General features: G+C 43.3%; 15 protein-coding genes, 3 tRNA genes and 1 riboswitch. Of the genes, 8 read left to right on the top strand and 10 right to left on the bottom strand.

Annotated elements, in window-relative coordinates; all coding sequences use genetic code 11:
• Position 1 precedes the first annotated feature (1 nt).
• Positions 2-1,084 carry a pyruvate dehydrogenase (acetyl-transferring) E1 component subunit alpha gene (pdhA, locus tag Q9312_RS03600; RefSeq protein WP_309203183.1) on the bottom strand — a complete coding sequence of 361 codons (1,083 nt, stop codon included), beginning with the start codon at positions 1,082-1,084 and terminating at the stop codon, positions 2-4.
• 285 nt (positions 1,085-1,369) lie between these two features.
• On the opposite strand from pdhA, the gene pepN reads away from it, so the two are divergent.
• The 3 genes from pepN (at position 1,370) to Q9312_RS03585 (ending at position 5,015) form a co-directional block, all read left to right on the top strand.
• Positions 1,370-3,991, top strand: a complete 2,622-nt coding sequence (pepN, locus tag Q9312_RS03595) for an aminopeptidase N (RefSeq protein ID WP_309203182.1) — start codon at positions 1,370-1,372, stop codon at positions 3,989-3,991.
• Positions 3,992-4,004: 13 nt separating this feature from the next.
• Positions 4,005-4,328 carry a hypothetical protein gene (locus Q9312_RS03590; protein WP_309203181.1) on the top strand — a complete coding sequence of 108 codons (324 nt, stop codon included), beginning with the start codon at positions 4,005-4,007 and terminating at the stop codon, positions 4,326-4,328.
• 110 nt (positions 4,329-4,438) lie between these two features.
• Positions 4,439-4,526: riboswitch (cyclic di-GMP riboswitch) on the top strand.
• Positions 4,527-4,598: 72 nt separating this feature from the next.
• A complete protein-coding gene (locus Q9312_RS03585) occupies positions 4,599-5,015 on the top strand; it encodes a DUF3718 domain-containing protein (RefSeq protein ID WP_309203179.1) in 417 nt (138 codons plus the stop codon).
• Between the two features lie 104 nt (positions 5,016-5,119).
• Here Q9312_RS03585 and pyk read toward each other — a convergent pair whose 3' ends face one another.
• A complete protein-coding gene (gene pyk / locus Q9312_RS03580; protein WP_309203177.1) occupies positions 5,120-6,565 on the bottom strand; it encodes a pyruvate kinase in 1,446 nt (481 codons plus the stop codon).
• A 300-nt stretch (positions 6,566-6,865) separates the two neighbouring features.
• Between pyk and Q9312_RS03575 the strand changes: the two genes are divergently transcribed.
• A tRNA-Ala gene (locus tag Q9312_RS03575) sits at positions 6,866-6,941 on the top strand.
• Between the two features lie 64 nt (positions 6,942-7,005).
• Positions 7,006-7,081: transfer RNA gene (locus Q9312_RS03570), tRNA-Glu, on the top strand.
• Positions 7,082-7,150: 69 nt separating this feature from the next.
• On the opposite strand, the gene Q9312_RS03565 is transcribed toward Q9312_RS03570, so the two are convergent.
• From Q9312_RS03565 to Q9312_RS03540, 6 genes are all read right to left on the bottom strand, one after another.
• Positions 7,151-8,512 (bottom strand): MATE family efflux transporter, encoded by a 1,362-nt coding sequence (locus tag Q9312_RS03565; RefSeq protein WP_309203175.1) that lies wholly within the window; start codon positions 8,510-8,512, stop codon positions 7,151-7,153.
• 156 nt (positions 8,513-8,668) lie between these two features.
• Positions 8,669-9,190: a DUF7931 domain-containing protein gene (locus Q9312_RS03560; protein WP_309203174.1), complete on the bottom strand. Its 522-nt coding sequence runs from the start codon at positions 9,188-9,190 to the stop codon at positions 8,669-8,671.
• A gap of 6 nt (positions 9,191-9,196) precedes the next feature.
• Positions 9,197-9,628 (bottom strand): GNAT family N-acetyltransferase, encoded by a 432-nt coding sequence (locus Q9312_RS03555; protein WP_309203172.1) that lies wholly within the window; start codon positions 9,626-9,628, stop codon positions 9,197-9,199.
• A gap of 73 nt (positions 9,629-9,701) precedes the next feature.
• Complete coding sequence (locus Q9312_RS03550) at positions 9,702-10,829, bottom strand: cupin domain-containing protein (RefSeq protein ID WP_309203171.1); 1,128 nt, start codon at positions 10,827-10,829, stop codon at positions 9,702-9,704.
• Positions 10,830-10,873: 44 nt separating this feature from the next.
• Positions 10,874-12,238, bottom strand: coding sequence for an adenylosuccinate lyase (gene purB, locus Q9312_RS03545; protein ID WP_309203170.1), 1,365 nt, complete (start codon positions 12,236-12,238; stop codon positions 10,874-10,876).
• 59 nt (positions 12,239-12,297) lie between these two features.
• Positions 12,298-13,671 (bottom strand): gluzincin family metallopeptidase, encoded by a 1,374-nt coding sequence (locus Q9312_RS03540; RefSeq protein WP_309203169.1) that lies wholly within the window; start codon positions 13,669-13,671, stop codon positions 12,298-12,300.
• Between the two features lie 152 nt (positions 13,672-13,823).
• On the opposite strand from Q9312_RS03540, the gene Q9312_RS03535 reads away from it, so the two are divergent.
• The 3 genes from Q9312_RS03535 to Q9312_RS03525 all read left to right on the top strand — a co-directional run bounded on the left by Q9312_RS03535 (position 13,824) and on the right by Q9312_RS03525 (position 14,976).
• A tRNA-Glu gene (locus Q9312_RS03535) sits at positions 13,824-13,899 on the top strand.
• Positions 13,900-14,061: 162 nt separating this feature from the next.
• Positions 14,062-14,382 carry a c-type cytochrome gene (locus Q9312_RS03530; RefSeq protein ID WP_309203168.1) on the top strand — a complete coding sequence of 107 codons (321 nt, stop codon included), beginning with the start codon at positions 14,062-14,064 and terminating at the stop codon, positions 14,380-14,382.
• Positions 14,383-14,415: 33 nt separating this feature from the next.
• Positions 14,416-14,976 carry a nitroreductase family protein gene (locus Q9312_RS03525; protein ID WP_309203167.1) on the top strand — a complete coding sequence of 187 codons (561 nt, stop codon included), beginning with the start codon at positions 14,416-14,418 and terminating at the stop codon, positions 14,974-14,976.
• Positions 14,977-15,090: 114 nt separating this feature from the next.
• Here Q9312_RS03525 and Q9312_RS03520 read toward each other — a convergent pair whose 3' ends face one another.
• A complete protein-coding gene (locus Q9312_RS03520) occupies positions 15,091-15,270 on the bottom strand; it encodes a CBU_0585 family protein (protein WP_309203165.1) in 180 nt (59 codons plus the stop codon).
• 209 nt (positions 15,271-15,479) lie between these two features.
• Positions 15,480-16,058: an NADPH-dependent FMN reductase gene (locus Q9312_RS03515; RefSeq protein ID WP_309203164.1), complete on the bottom strand. Its 579-nt coding sequence runs from the start codon at positions 16,056-16,058 to the stop codon at positions 15,480-15,482.
• Positions 16,059-16,061: the final 3 nt, after the last annotated feature.

Below are 16,061 nucleotides of genomic sequence, written 5' to 3'. Positions count from 1 at the left end.
ATTAGGCTCCTTTCTTCGCGGCCGCTTGAATCGCGTACTCGCGTTGCTCGAGTGTTCGAGCCGGTAATTCTTCGTACAAGTAATCAAACATAGCTTCAGGCTTGTCGACAGGCGTGTTGACATAGTTGTCGACCGCTTCTTGAACTTCCTTTGCTAACTCTTCTTGCATGGCTTTTTCTTCGTCTTCAGACCAAGCATCCAAAGATTCTAAGTATTTGCGTAAGCGCAAAATAGGCTCAGCTTTCCAACCTTCGTCGAGTTCGCCCTCTGGTCGGTAGCGTCGCGCATCGTCAGCGGTGGTGTGGTCACAGAGTCGAAGTGATATACATTCGATCAGTGTTGGGCCTTTACCTTCACGGGCTTTTTTGTACGCTTGTTCAGCCGCGTCGCGAACGGCAATGATGTCGTTACCGTCGACCTGAACGCATTCAACACCGGCAGCGATGGCTTTTTGCGCATAGGTTTCGCAAGCCGTTTGGATTTCTGAAGGAACGGAAATGGCCCATTGGTTATTATTGATGAAGAAAACAACACCTAGGTTCCAAATGCCAGCGACGTTGATGGCTTCGTAGAAGTCACCCTCTGACGTACCGCCTTCACCTATCTCAGTTGCAACGCAGCGCTTTTCACCTTTAAGTTGCATCGCTTTAGCAACACCAGCTGCATGCAACAGCTGGGTCGCAATCGGTACTGCAATGGGGAAGTCTTCTCGAGCGTTTTGATAATCCGAGCCACGCTCATCACCGCCCCAATAAAGCAGTACTTCCTCCATACGCACGCCGTGTTCGATCATCGCGGCTTGTCCACGATAATAAGGCACGAGAACGTCTTCTTTATTCAAGGCTGAGCCAAATCCGACACCGATAGCTTCTTGACCCAACGCCGCAGGGTAGGTACCCATTTTTCCGGTACGCTGTAGCGCGTAGGCTTTGGTATCTAGGGTTCGAATACGGTTCATTGACCGATAGAGTGTTTTTAGTGTGTCGATATCTTTGGCTAACTTTGGCAACTTTTTCGTTGTTGGTTTGCCATCTTTATCGATATATTGAATGTACTTTATGTCAAACTTTGCAACCGTGGTCACAACAAACCTCCTTTCGAGGAAGCTGGATGATCCAGCTGTATAGTCAATTATTACGCGGCGCCGATCATAAGGATCTTGAACGCATTTGTATAGCGTAAAAGATTATAAACTGGTTATGTTTGACTGTAATTTGTTCAATTTTGGCGGTATATACCGTCAAAATCGCAACAAATCAGACCAGTAAAGGGTAAAAAGGATTTAGTCTGGATGCGGTTTCCGTTAGGATGCAGTCTGCAGTCGAATCATGCGCCGTAAGTGTAAATTTATATTTTTGAAAAGGTTTTTATGAAAAACGCATCTGCCCCAGTAACTCATTATCGGAAAGACTATTTGCCACCTGACTTTTTGATTGAAACTGTCAAGCTTAAGTTTGAGCTAGACCCTAATGCTACCCTGGTCTCAAGTGAACTTATGTTGCGGCGCAACCCGCAAAGTGACGGTCTAGCTCAAAAATTGTTTTTAAATGGTGAAGGATTAACCTTAAAAGCCATATTCATCGATGATGAAGAGTTGACTGAAAAGGATTATGACATTGATGAATCAGGGTTAACCTTGAATCGCGTATCTGACCGATTTGTCTTGAAAACTTGTGTAGAAATAGACCCTGCAAATAATGCTGCCTTAGAAGGTCTGTACGTTTCAGGCGATAAATTTTGTACTCAGTGTGAAGCCGAGGGTTTTCGTAAAATCACGTTTTATATGGATCGCCCCGACGTATTGGCTGAATTTTTTGTTCGGATTGAAGCCGATAAAACGCAATATCCATTGTTACTATCTAATGGAAATAAACTTGACTCTGGAGACTTGAGCGAGAATAAACACTATACCGAGTGGCACGATCCCTTTTTAAAACCTTGCTATTTATTTGCACTGGTGGCCGGAGATCTAGACTTGCTTGCTGACGAGTTTGTGACTCACAGTGGTCGTAAAATTGCGTTAGAACTTTACGTTGATAAAGGTAAGCTCGATCAGAGTCAATTTGCCATGGAATCGTTAAAGAATGCGATGGCTTGGGATGAGAAACGATATAACCTTGAATACGACCTTGACCTTTATATGATCGTTGCCGTTGGCGATTTCAATATGGGCGCGATGGAGAATAAAGGACTCAACATATTTAATACAAAATATGTTTTAGCAAATCCTGCGACCGGAACGGATCAAGACTTCGAAAATATCGAAAGTGTTATTGGTCATGAGTATTTTCATAACTGGACGGGTAATCGAGTCACCTGCCGAGATTGGTTTCAATTAAGTTTAAAAGAAGGTCTGACGGTATTTCGTGATCAACAGTTTACTGAAGATATGCGCTCTAAAGCAGTTAAGCGAATTGATGATGTGAAAGTCATCAGAAGTTATCAGTTCGCAGAAGATGCTGGCCCTATGGCGCACCCAATTCGTCCTGATGCGTATATTGAAATGAACAACTTTTATACGGTAACGGTTTATAACAAAGGCGCTGAAGTTATTCGCATGTTGCATACGCTTTTGGGTGAAGAGGGGTTTCAAAAAGGAATGTCCTTATACTTTAAACGTCATGATGGATCCGCTGCGACCTGTGATGATTTTGTTGCAGCCATGAGTGATGCCAATCAATTCAATTTAGATCAGTTTAAGTACTGGTATTCACAAGCTGGAACGCCGACCTTGAGAGTTGACTATGACTACGATGAATCAAATCAATGTTTGAAGTTACACTTTTCTCAAAACAACGCTCACGAATCAGCCAGTGAACCTTATTTTATTCCAGTTAAACTTGGGCTTGTGGGTACGAAAGGAAATCAAGTCTCTTTTTCTTCTGCTGAATTTGGTTTAACGAATGTCGAAGAAGGGCTGATTATCGTAACGCAACCCAATCAAACGGTTAATTTAGAGGGTGTTTCAGAGGAGGTAATTCCGAGTTTGCTTAGAGATTTTACCGCGCCTGTTAAGTTAGATATCAATTATTCAGATCAGCAACTCGCCTATTTATTTGCTAACGATGGTAATACGTTCAATCGCTGGGATGCAGGCCAGAGACTGATGCAACGTTTTCTTATTGATGAAGAAGACTCGATTAAAGAAAGTATTGCTGAGGCCTTCAGAGCATTATTAAACGATCAGAGTATCGACAATGCATTTAAGGCGAGATGTGTACAAATTCCTGATTTAAAAACACTGTTCGAAAATGATCCAAACGGAAGAATTGATTCGTTGATCGAACGTAGGAAAACTCTGAAAAAGTTTTTAGGTATTGCTTTAGAAGATACTTGGTCACGATTGTATAACCAACTTCACCGAGCTTCCGACTTAGACTTAGACGGCGTGTCAGTTGCTAATCGAGCGTTAAAGAACGCGTCTCTCGATTATATGGCTTTTAGTAGCGAACAACATGAAGCAATTGTTATTAAGCAATTTGAAGATGCCAAATTAATGACCGAAGAGTTAAGCGCGTTTTCAATAGCCAATCATCATGAGCTCGAAGTCGCTTCCAAGATCACTCAAGCATTTTATGATAAGTGGCATTCTGAACCTTTAGTTATGGATAAGTGGTTAGCGATTCAAGCCAGTGTTGATTCTCTGGATACTTTAAATCGAATTCAAACGCTTAGGCATGATCGAGTTTTCAATATCAAAAATCCAAACAAGGTTAGAGCGTTGTTCTCGACCTTTGCGGCGCTAAATTTTTCGCAGTTTCATCGTATTGATGGTGCTGGTTACCGTTTAATAGCCGAAGCGATTATTGAAATCGATGAATTTAATAATCAAGTAGCAGCCAATCTAGCCAAACAATTTTCTTCGGCAGCGAAATTAGATGATGCAAGAAAAATGCATGTACAGCAGCAGCTGAAAAAGGTTATCGATAAAGAGAATCTTTCAAAAGACGTCTTTGAAGTAGTTAGTAAAACTTTAGAAAGTATTGAGTAGAGAGCAGGTAATTATGACCATTATTAAGTGCCCTGAGTGTCGTAATCCGATATCAGACAAATCTGCGATTTGTGTTCACTGTGGGTTTGCAACCAAAGATGCGACCGATGAAGACATTCAGCGAGCCGCTCGAATTGTTCGACTGAAGCGTCAGCAGCGAATGAGTATGTTGGTGTATACGGCAATGCTAGTGTTTGTGGCTGGTGTTTTGGGTGTGTACTTTGGGCGTCAACGACCAACGCCAGAGCTCTTGATAATGGGCTATATCGGGTTGGCGTTGGGTGGAGTCGGTTATTTAGCAGGAAGAATTTTTGCTATTTTTGATAAGCGCCGCTAATCTGATCATTAGGCTGTGCTTGTTGTTTCATACAGGGCTTAGAGACGAATGACCGGGCCCTGAAAAAAAAGCTTGCCTAGGGCGAAAAATTGTATATAATTCGCCCAAATTCTAGATAAGGGCAAGCTGCTGCGAAAGCTTCAGTACGCAAAGCCACCGGTCTAAGGGTGTTTCACCTACGACAGCGGGGTTACCGGGAAGCCATTCAAAAAAAGCCTATCGGTTTAGCCTTTATCTCCTGAACACAGTTACTATTTAGGAGAACTAAAGATGAAACAACTAATCGCAATTGCATTGTTCGCAGCTGCTTTTTCTGTCCAAGCTGATGATTTCGCTCGTTTAAGTGAATCTCTTTGTGAGTACGTGAAAAACGATGATCGCACCAGCATTCGTAAGAAGCTAAAAACCGTTAACCTTGAGCTACGTAACACCTATACTGGCTTTGTATGTCAGCCAGAAGGCAACTTCAATGGTGGTTCTTTATTAAAAACAGCCGCTTACTATGGCTCAGCTGAAGTGTCATCGTTCATTATTCGTAAAATTTCGAAAGAAGACTTGGCATACACTGAGCACGATGGTGTGACAACGTCTGATTGGATCAAAGAAGCGAGTAATTCTGGTAACGTGAAAGACGTTAACAAAACTAAGTCTATTGCTGCTGAAGTTGAAGAGCGTTTAGGGGAGTAATCTTCTAAGCAGGCAAAGTGCTTCAGAAAAGGCACCGTGTTTAAAAAGGGCTCATTGAGAGCCCTTTTTTTATGATTGTTTTCAACCTTATATCACTTCGCAATTTAGGCTATCGAACCGACCTGTAATATTTTCATGGCATTGGTACTGCCCAAAATTCCCATACTGTCACCTTTGGTTAACAAGACTAAGTCGCCATCTTCGACAATTCCGCGTTTCTTGAGCTCTTCAACTGCCAATCGATTGATATCATGACGTGCCAACGCCTTGGGATCGAAGTGTATGCCTTCTACTCCGCGATAAAGAGCGATTCTTCGGCGAGTGTCAATTCTAGGGCTCAAAGCGTAAATAGGCATACCTGAACGGATCCGAGACATCCATAAAGCCGTCGATCCAGACTCAGTTAAACAACAGATGGCTTTAACACCGCGCAGGTGATTTGCAGCGTACATAGTGGCCATAGCGATGGCCTCATCGATTCGCTGAAATTGGTCTTCCATTCGGTGCTTAGAAATTTGCGATACTTTTTGTTTTTCGGCGCCTTGGCAGACGCGAGCCATGGCTTCGACCACCAAAATAGGGTGCTCACCGGTAGCTGTTTCGGCAGATAGCATAACGGCATCGGTACCGTCGAGAACGGCATTGGCAACATCGAAAACTTCTGCACGAGTCGGAATGGCGTTACTGATCATTGATTCCATCATTTGCGTCGCAGTGATGACGATGCGATCGAGCGTACGCGCTCGAGCAATTATTTTCTTTTGCACACCGATCAACTCAGCATCACCAATCTCAACCCCTAAATCACCTCGAGCAACCATCACCGCGTCCGATGCTAAGATGATTTGATCAAGAATCTCATCTGAATTGACCACTTCAGCTCGCTCTATTTTGGCGACCAGCCCAGCTTTGCTGCCAGTTTTACGTAATAAGGTTTCTGCCTCTTTCATGTCATCAGCACTGCGTGGGAAGGATACGGCTAAATAGTCGACTTCCATTTGTGCTGCTAACTCAATATCTTTCTTGTCTTTATCAGTCAACGCCGGGGCCGATAGGCCACCGCCTTGCAAGTTGATGCCTTTATTATTGCTGAGAGCGCCGCCGATAATGACAGTGGTCACCACTTTTTGATTATCTATGTCGGTTATTTCCAACACGACTCGTCCATCATCCAACAGTAGGCGGTCGCCAACTTTACAATCCTTGGGAAGTTCTTTGTAGTCGATCCCGACGCAGTCATTATTTCCTTGATCGGTTGGCCATTCTGCATCGAGGATAAATTGGGCATTTTTTTCTAGTTTAATTTTCCCATCTTTGAATTTTGCGATACGAATCTTTGGTCCTTGAAGATCGCCTAAGATAGCGACTTCGATGCCCATTTTTTGTGAAACTTTTCGAACCAATTCAGTTCGATGGAGATGGTCTTCCGGTGAGCCATGTGAAAAATTCATTCGTACGACATTGGCGCCAGCTTTGAACAGTTGTTCAAGAGCTGCTTCATTGTCGGTTGCAGGACCAAGAGTGGTAACAATTTTTGTTCGTTTAAACACGCTTAAACTATTCCTTTGTTAGCTGTTGCATCTTGGAATAACCTCTTCTTGAGACACAACGGGTTAATGGTTGTTGGTTTGTACGTGTGCTTGGGTAGGTGCTTGTGATTATTGCGCAAGACTAACACTAATTATCAGTATTGTTAATGATCTGTCTGAGCTAAGCAGAGTTTACGAATAATTCGTATGAAATATCGTCAAGTAATGGAGTATTCAGAATAAATTCAACTGTTTAACCATAAATTTAAGTATTTGTAGTTGACAGGGCAGGGAGCGGTTATTAAAATTCGCCTCCACTTTGGGGCTATAGCTCAGCTGGGAGAGCGCAACACTGGCAGTGTTGAGGTCAGCGGTTCGATCCCGCTTAGCTCCACCAAATTTGACGACTACCGATATGTTTGTCTATTTTTAACATCTCGATAAGCCGTTACGAAGGTTTTGTCCCCTTCGTCTAGAGGCCTAGGACACCGCCCTTTCACGGCGGTAACAGGGGTTCGAATCCCCTAGGGGACGCCAAATATTCCTCAGTAGAGGAACGAAAAAACCCAATCTTACGATTGGGTTTTTTTATGCTTGAATGTTCTGTTAGGCACTCGTTTCGTTATTCCTGTTTTTGGAATCCGCTTTTACAATAAACTTACGATAACGAATGTAGAGCAATGCCGCAGCGGTGGTTAAACCGGCTACGATTCCCATCCAGTAACCGCGTGCAGACCATCCAAGAATTTCAGCACTAATGTAGCCAATCGGAAAACCGACCAACCAATAACTAATCGCCGATATAAACATAGGTATACGAGTGTCTTTAACGCCTCTAAGAGCGCCGCTAAGTGCGACTTGCGTGGCATCAGACAATTGAAATATCGCCGCTAAGAGGAGCAAACTGACGGCTAAAGAAACCACGGTGGCATCGTCACTGTACAAGGCCACCAGCGGCTCAGCAAATAGATACATGGATATTGAAGAAAAACAGGCGATAGTAATGGCCAATGAAATTCCAGTTTTAGCTGCATGCTCAAGCGCAATAGGATCATTTCGGCCAGCAAAAAAACCAACTCTTGCGGATATCGCTATCGAAAGACCCAGAGGTATCATATAGGCCATTGAAGCGATATTGATCGCTATTTGGTGTGCAGCGACGATTTCAATCGCGTAACGGCCAATCATGAGTCCAATGATTGCAAACATCGCGATTTCCATCCCAACGCCAATCCCCATCGGAAGACCGACTTTAAAAAGCTCTTTTAGTTGCTGCCAATCAATCGGATGTAACTTGCTTTTGATCGCTAAATGGCGATAGCGAGGGCTGGTCAATGAATAGGTAAGCATACTGATGAACATGACGGTCCAAACTAGCGCGGTTGCATAACCAATCCCAATGGCTCCCATGGCAGGAACGCCCAAGCCTCCCCAAATAAACCAATAGTTAAACACGAGATTAAAGGGAATCGCTAAAATTGAGACCAGCATGATTGCACGGTTCGAAAATAAACCTTCATTGCAAAAACGCAAAGCTAAAAAGCCGAATAAAGGCACGATGCCATAGCAACAAGCCGCAAGATAGTCTGCGACAATTTGATGGAGTTCAGCTTGTATGCCAATGAACGCCATAATGCTTTTGGCTTGAGCTAGAAAATAAATGGCAGGTATAGCCAATAAAAAAGCAACCAGAGTCGATTGTTGAAAAACCACGCCAATCTGTTGGAAGCTTCCTCGACCGTTTAAGTGAGCAACAATTGGGTTTAGAGCCAGAAAAACACCCAGTATAAAAACCATAACTGGATTAAGAATATTAGTGCCTACTGCAATTGCTGCAAGTGCTTCTGGATTAATGCTGCCTGCCATCATGGTGTCAATGACGCCAAGAGACATTTGCGACAATTGGGCAAGAATGGCAGGAATTCCGAGCTTGGTTAGCTCAGAAAGTTCAGTTCGATTTGTTGTCATTGTGCTTATGTTAAGTTTGGTTTTAAGATCAATGTCGCTACTGAAAATACCATTTTAGTTTGTTACTTAAGCACATTGATTAATTAGAAATACCTTATACCACTTTTTAGTGACTGGGTCTTTGAAAACACCGAGATGTAAAAGGGGATTTAGAATTTATATTCCCAGCGTTCGAAATTCACTAGCAATTCTTCCTTGCTCCCAAATTTCGTCAAATTGTTTGCGGTAGTCGCGAACCTTAAGTTTTTCGTTGAAATATATTTGAGATTCAAGTTGTTGATGATTGGGTCGATAGATCAAACCGCTGTCATCGACAAGATAAAATGAGAAAGGCAGTTGTTGATACTCTTTCGAAACGACTTTCAGATGGATATAGCTCGATAAGTTTTGCATAAGAGCAATCAGTCGATGGTCGGCGCTTTGTAGCAGTTGAGTTTCAAAAACCATCATTCTGACCTGAGACTGACGGCTACGCCGGACTAACCTAGAAATAGCCGCTTCGATATCACGATCTGAGAGGACTCTAGGGTCTAGATCGTAGCTGAACAGGTCGATTTGTTTTTTCGCTTGCGCAAACATCCGATAGCTAGCCAGTTTTAACTCGGCAACGCGTGAAGCTCTAAAGGGCTCACTGGTTACACCTAGTTCGGCATTGATAAGATCGTTTTCGGAAGACATTTAAAATTAAGCCAAATTACGCTTCATCGATTGATGGGGAATTCCAGCTTCCATAAAAACTGGCCCATTGGGCACAAACAAATGTCGCTCGTAAAATGAGACGGCTTGTATTTGAGCGTGTAGTTTGATTGGGCTCAACCCTTCTCGATGGGCAATTTCTATAAGTGCTTGCAATATTTTCGAGCCCAAACCGAGACCACGGTAGGGCAGTAGCACGGAAACACGGCCTATTTTACCTTCAGGAGTAAGACGACCAGCCCCGACAGGAATACCTTCGGGATTTGTTACGAGAACGTGAAAGCATTCAGGATCTCGACCATCGATTTCAATTTCTGGAGCCACGCGTTGCTCGTACACAAAGACCTTTTCGCGTACTTCTGACAGTGGACCTTGAAATTCTGACCAAGGAACTTCCTTGATTTCGATATCGCCTAACATATAACTCCGAATCTGTATTAAGTTGGGTTACTTGTTCACATAAGCAATCGCCGACGGAAACGAATCTTGCGTCTTAGTGTTTAAAAAACAAGCAGCCATTAAAAACAAGATTAGCAATTCTATTAGTAAATTCAACATCTTGTAGAGAAATATTCACGTTTTTTGTGTTCCAGTACCCGTTTTCAAACAAGTTGATCAGAAAAGTGGCGTATTCGGGCTTGAATTCATAGGTTTCACCGTTGGCATAAAGCGAAAAGGAGTGTTCGGTTTGGTGGAAGGTCCAGCGGCAATCAGTGCAAACGTGAAGCTGTGTTGCCTCGCTTAGCAAACTGTTTTTAATTTGCTCAATATCATCTAACGCTTCTTCTGGTGGAAACTTGGGACGTGTCACCAATTTTCCAAAAGCATTCATGATTTGTTGTTCTGTAATTCCTGTTAACGCTTGCTTTGACCATTCGATTGCACTGCTCGGAAGCTGTTGACCCTTGACTGTGCTTTGGTCGTGATCTTTGTAGCGATGACTGGATGATTCATCTTCTGCAAGTTGGTCGAGTAACAGCTGTTCGAGCAGCATCTGTCGAGATGGCGCCCTGAAGCCCACACTGTAGGTTAGGCAGTCTTCAAGAGCGACGCCGTCATGCGGAGTATTTGGCGGAATATAAAGTACATCGCCTGGGTTCAAGCAGACATCGAGTATTGAATCAAAAGGTTTTATTTGTTTTAAGCAAGGGTGAGGAGTAAAACTTTCGGTTTCGGCATTCGGTTGACCCACTTTCCAGTGTCTGCGACCTAGCCCTTGAATTAAAAACACATCGTACTGGTCTATATGAGGTCCAACTCCGCCGTTGGCCGTGGCAAAGCTGATCATTAAATCGTCTCGCCGCCAATTCGGAATAAAATTAAAAGGCTGCATTAGAGCTGCGGTTTCTGGGGCCCAATAATCAACGGATTGAACTAATAATGTCCAATGTGAAGCGGGCAAACTTTCAAAAAACTCAGAGGTTAATGGGCCGTTTTCGACACTCCAAGCAGAGCCGCGTTGTTGAATTAAACGAGATTCGACGTCACTTTCTAGACTTAATCCTGCTAATTCTTCTGGGCTAATTGGGTCGACAAAATCGCCAAAAGCCGATCGAAAAACGTAAGGTTGCCTCTGCCAATAATGGCTCAGGAATTCTTGGCGGGAGATGTCATTAAACACAAGGTCACCAAAAGGAAAAAGGGGACTTAAGTCCCCTAGTCAAACTATAGTTGCTCGGTCTGGGCAATCGCATTGCCGATGTAATTTGCTGGGGTGAGCTGCTTAAGCTCTGCCTTGACCGAATCGGGTAATTCCAACGAGTCGATAAAAGTGGCCATACCGGCTTGATCGACCTTTTTGCCTCGCGTGAGCTCTTTTAATTTCTCATAAGGTTTTTCGATGCCATATCGACGCATCACGGTTTGAATCGGTTCTGCCAACAACTCCCAGTTATCATTTAGCTCATCCAGAAGCGACTGTTGGTTAACTTCAAGTTTACTGATGCCTTTTAAAGTCGCTTTGTAAGCTATCAACGAGTGAGCTACGCCCATGCCCAAAGCGCGTAATGCGGTTGAATCGGATAGATCTCGCTGCCATCTTGATACGGGAAGCTTTTGGCCCAAGTGACTGAACAAAGCGTTGGCAATGCCAATATTTCCTTCACTGTTTTCAAAGTCTATTGGGTTAACTTTGTGAGGCATAGTTGATGAGCCTATCTCGCCAGCGATGGTCTTTTGTTTAAAGTGTCCTAGCGCAATGTAACCCCAAACATCTCGATCAAAATCTAGCAAGATGACATTAAAACGGGTAATCGCATCGAAATACTCAGCAATATAATCGTGAGGCTCAATTTGAGTGGTATATGGATTGTAGGTCAATCCGATCGAAGCGATGAATTCTTGTGCGAAACTTGGCCAATCAACATTCGGGTAGGCACTGAAGTGCGCGTTGTAATTACCGACAGCACCATTGATTTTTCCGAGTAACTCTACAACATCAAACTGCGCGGCTTGGCGTCTTAACCGAGCCACCACATTGGCCATTTCTTTACCTAAGGTCGTTGGCGATGCTGGTTGCCCATGGGTGCGAGACATCATAGGTATTTCTTTATACTGATTAGCTAAAGCAGCAATCGCATCGATTATCGATTGTTGGTTATCTTGAATAACCACTTTGGCATCTTTCAGCATTAAGCCATAGGATAGGTTATTAATATCTTCAGACGTACAGGCGAAATGAATAAACTCTGAAGCAGCCTCTAACTCGCTGTTTCCTTGAGTTTTTTCTTTAAGAAAATATTCTACCGCTTTTACATCATGATTGGTGGTCGCTTCGATGGTTTTTACTCGATCGGCGTCTGTGACCGAGAAGTTTGCAACGATATTATCGAGTAAGGCATTGGTCTGTTCAGAAAAGGCGGGAACTTCAGTAATCTCTGGCGTGTTGGATAGCTTTTGTAACCAGCGAACTTCGACAGTTACGCGATACTTAATCAATCCAAACTCACTGAAAATTTCTCTTAATTCAGTAACTTTCGAACCATAACGACCATCAACGGGAGAGATAGCGGTTAATGCATTTAATTCCATGCGATTTCCTTAACAGACTTGCCTAACGATAAAAACCGCGATTTTAGCATAAGGTCGCCTCAGTGTGCTTTAAAATTGGCAAAGAATCGGTTGAGTTTAGGGCGGTCTAACACCTTGATTTGATTGTCGTTAGCAATAGATATTCCAATCGAATTAAAAAGCCGGTCGGTTTGTGGAAATTGGGTACTGTTGTTGTATTGAGTGACCAACTGTTGAATGAAAGGGTAATCAATCTGCTGATCGAGTACTGCAGAGAGAGATTCTCCTTGCCAAATCGAGTTCAGATCACGGCAACAACGATTGAATCGGTTGAGTAATCTAACCAATGAGTCTCCGTTAGCTCTTAGCTTTAAGTCAACCTGGAACCAAAAAATAGCGCCTCGCCAATAAACCTGTTTAAAGCTGCGGAATTCCATCATATTCGAAGAAAGCTGAGCCAAGGTTAAATTCGGTTTACTCAACTCTTGATAGTTAGTTTGGCCTCTTCGAATTCCATGCCAAAGTTCTTCGATGGCTTCTCTTTCATCAAGTACAGAAGCTTTTTGCATTAAGGGGTATTGAAGGTAACTGGCTAATCCCTCTGATAACCAAGCGTCGTTTCGATCAATAAACGGTAGTGCCAGGTGCGCAAACTCATGATACAGAGTCCAGTCAGTTTTTAGCTGAGATAGTGAGGCTTGTGGGTTGATCTGGGCATCGATGCTCGTTCCCTCGCCGCGATATACCATTGCGAAAGGAACTGACTCCGATGAGTGGCTCGCGAATAAATTCAATTGCACGGTTTGCTCGCCACTGAGTACCGACGTTGCCACAAAGCTTCTGGCAACTTGATTGATCCAGGAGATTAACGAGTCATATTGGCTATCTAAGGTCTTTGAGAGCCAATTAATTTGAAGTGATAGGTTCGAGCCTGATTGCTCGCTTATTCGCAAGGTTTTTTGAGAGAAGTCACCAAAGTAGGCAAACAGTGACATAAACGAAGGTTCTTTCGGCCATTTGTATTGATCGTGGTTAATTTTGGGTAGAGGGAGAGAATGATTAACTAACTTAGCGTTTGCGGCCTTAGGTGACTGCACGTTAATGACATCATTTTCTATCTGCTCGTTGCGCCACAGTAACAGCCCTGTTGGAACTTTGAGCAGTTGTCCTGTCATCGCTGTGCTTTCAGTGTTTGTGGGAATGATTAGCCAATGGCATGAATCAGGCTTGGTGAGACGGAGCTGATGACCGTTTAGTATTTCGACATGGCTGGATGTTTTCGATAGATAATGTGTCGCATTATCTAGGCTGGACGTTAGCTGAAGAGGGCGTTTGGAACAAATTGTCACCTTAATTGCGGTCATGTCATCATTGATATTAAGGATGTAGTCGTTAGACCATAGAACGTTGATAAAAATTGTATTGAGCAGTAGTAAAATCAAGGACTTGTACATAAATACTGCCTATTTGTTAGACGATCAGTTCATGGTTGTTTAAACAATATACCGCTAACAAACAAATTAGAAATTTTTTTTAAAAAAAGGCTTTGACAAAGCTGAGACCCCTATATAGAATGCGCGCCTCTAAACGAGATTGAACGATTTCAGTCCCCTTCGTCTAGAGGCCTAGGACACCGCCCTTTCACGGCGGTAACAGGGGTTCGAATCCCCTAGGGGACGCCATATTAAAAAGCCCGGATTATCCGGGCTTTTTTTTGCCTATCACAAAGTGCTCCGATACTTATTTGTGTGAACAAAGCCTTGCATCTAAGCGAACTATAGCTTTTTATTTTCAATGGCTTGCGTATACTAAACAGCTCTGCATCAACGACTATGAGATCATTTATGAACGGTTTGAAAGGGCTCGTGATGGTTGCCATCGGTTTGCTAGGAACCACGGTTAATTTCGCCAGTGCAGCCGACATTGAAAAAGGCAAACAAAAAGCTTTAATTTGTGGCAGTTGTCACGGTAAAGATGGTGTTGGAATCGCTGAAAATATTCCTAACCTCGCGGGTCAAAAAGAGACGTATCTCGCTCTTCAGCTACTTGCGTTTCGTGATGGCTTTCGAAAGAACATGCAAATGACTCCGATGGCGAAAGGTCTCACTGACGAAGACATACAAAACATCGCCGCTTTCTACGCTTCACTACCGGCTAAGAAATAAAGAGTACCTGCGAAGAAATAGAGATCCTACTATATGAATGCAATTGAATTACTGACGTCTCGCAGTTCGTGTTCAAAACTCGAACTTCCACTGCCTAACTCAGAACAGTTAGACATTATTTATCGCTCTGCATTACGAGCTCCTGATCATGCAGGGTTGCGACCTTGGAAGTTTTTAGTTTATCAGTCTCCGGAAGCGCTCAAAAAATTAGGGGAGCAATTTGTCGCTGCGATTGAAGCCGAAGAGGGCCCATTGGATAGTGCAAAGAAAGATAAACTCCTAGCGATGCCCAACCGTGCTCCAATGGTGATCGTAGCCATCGCTGAGTATCAGTCTCACGATAAAGTGCCAAAGATTGAGCAAGCCATCAGTTGTGGATGCGCTGTTCATGGAATGCTTCTCGCTGCACAAAGCCTTGGTTTTGCTGGATACTGGCGAACCGGACCCCTGGCCTTTAATGCCAACCTAAAAACTCAATTGGGTGTTAAACCTGATGATGAGATTGTCGGCTTTTTATATTTAGGCAGCCCAAAAATATCGGTAAACAAACCTGATCAAGTCGAGGTTTCTGACTTTTTTACGGTGATTGATTGAGTGCACTCGCAGCAATGCCTGATAGCTTGAGGCGAATTTGATTGAGTCTTGTAGTGTGGCTGAATGTATTTTGAAGGACTGCTCGAAGTTGGGAGCGTTAGAATTGTGGTGTTTTCAAAACGAGCTCCACAATTTTTCTTGTTCTGAATCTTCTTGAGCTTCATCCCTTAATTTATTGATATTATTGTACTTAATAACTTCTTTTTGACGTGACTCCGAGTCTGTATTGGGTTGCTTATCCAGCTCTGCTAGAAACTTATCCATTTCACTAACGTAGTTACGATCAATACTCATCTCGGTACCTTAAAAGTCACTTCAAAGTCGCAAAAACCAATTGATTCTCGTAAAGCTTATTTTACTCGCCTGAGCGCAAGAGGTTTTACATTGAGGTTTTTACATCGTTAATCTGCAGTTTAGTGCAAAATTAAATGAAAAAAAAGCCACTGAGGTCAGTGGCTTACGAGATGCGCTTCAATAGTTAACTTTGAATGATCAAGGTTGCTTTAATCGAGCTTCATGCGATTACACGTTTTGACGAGTTCAGTGGTAATGCGTTGAAGCGTTTGCAAGCGCTTTTCGCTGACGAGTAGGCCTTGTTCATCGAACGCTTCAGCGGCCTTAGGAATAGCGACTTGGTCTGCCAGCACAGTGGTTCCGATACCTGAGAGCAATAAGCGAAGTTGTCCTAACCCGCGTAGGCCACCAAAAGCACCCGGAGACGTCGCGAAAATGGCCGCATATTTGTTTTTGAAACTTTGTAAAACACTTTCACCATCAGCTTGTCGAGAGGCCCAGTCGATGGTGTTTTTGAGTAAACCCGAGTATGAACCATTGTATTCTGGTGATGTAATCAAAAAGCCATCGCTGTCATTCATCATTTGCTTCAATTTAAGTGCATTTTCATGAATGCCATTCTCAGCCTCATCATCTTCGTTGAAGATTGGCATCGGGAAGTCGGCTAAATCAACGTAAGTGACTTCGGCACCCGCTTTCTCTGCACAATTGGCAAGAACCTTGGCTAACTGCTTATTGTAAGATTGTTTGCGCAAACTGCCGGCGAAAACAAGAATCTTTACTGACATAAC

Source organism: Pleionea litopenaei, from assembly GCF_031198435.1.
Classification (GTDB): domain Bacteria; phylum Pseudomonadota; class Gammaproteobacteria; order Enterobacterales; family Kangiellaceae; genus Pleionea; species Pleionea litopenaei.
The sequence above is the reverse complement of the archived record's forward strand: the minus strand, read 5'-3'. Positions and strand labels throughout refer to the sequence as shown.

Coding starts and splice junctions, on each gene's coding strand:
- pepN (WP_309203182.1), top strand. CDS start 1,370: ATGAAAAACGCATCTGCCCCAGTAACTCATTATCGGAAAGACTATTTG.
- Q9312_RS03590 (WP_309203181.1), top strand. CDS start 4,005: ATGACCATTATTAAGTGCCCTGAGTGTCGTAATCCGATATCAGACAAA.
- Q9312_RS03585 (WP_309203179.1), top strand. CDS start 4,599: ATGAAACAACTAATCGCAATTGCATTGTTCGCAGCTGCTTTTTCTGTC.
- Q9312_RS03565 (WP_309203175.1), bottom strand. CDS start 8,512: ATGACAACAAATCGAACTGAACTTTCTGAGCTAACCAAGCTCGGAATT.
- Q9312_RS03560 (WP_309203174.1), bottom strand. CDS start 9,190: ATGTCTTCCGAAAACGATCTTATCAATGCCGAACTAGGTGTAACCAGT.
- Q9312_RS03555 (WP_309203172.1), bottom strand. CDS start 9,628: ATGTTAGGCGATATCGAAATCAAGGAAGTTCCTTGGTCAGAATTTCAA.
- purB (WP_309203170.1), bottom strand. CDS start 12,238: ATGGAATTAAATGCATTAACCGCTATCTCTCCCGTTGATGGTCGTTAT.
- Q9312_RS03540 (WP_309203169.1), bottom strand. CDS start 13,671: ATGTACAAGTCCTTGATTTTACTACTGCTCAATACAATTTTTATCAAC.
- Q9312_RS03530 (WP_309203168.1), top strand. CDS start 14,062: ATGAACGGTTTGAAAGGGCTCGTGATGGTTGCCATCGGTTTGCTAGGA.
- Q9312_RS03525 (WP_309203167.1), top strand. CDS start 14,416: ATGAATGCAATTGAATTACTGACGTCTCGCAGTTCGTGTTCAAAACTC.
- Q9312_RS03520 (WP_309203165.1), bottom strand. CDS start 15,270: ATGAGTATTGATCGTAACTACGTTAGTGAAATGGATAAGTTTCTAGCA.
- Q9312_RS03515 (WP_309203164.1), bottom strand. CDS start 16,058: ATGTCAGTAAAGATTCTTGTTTTCGCCGGCAGTTTGCGCAAACAATCT.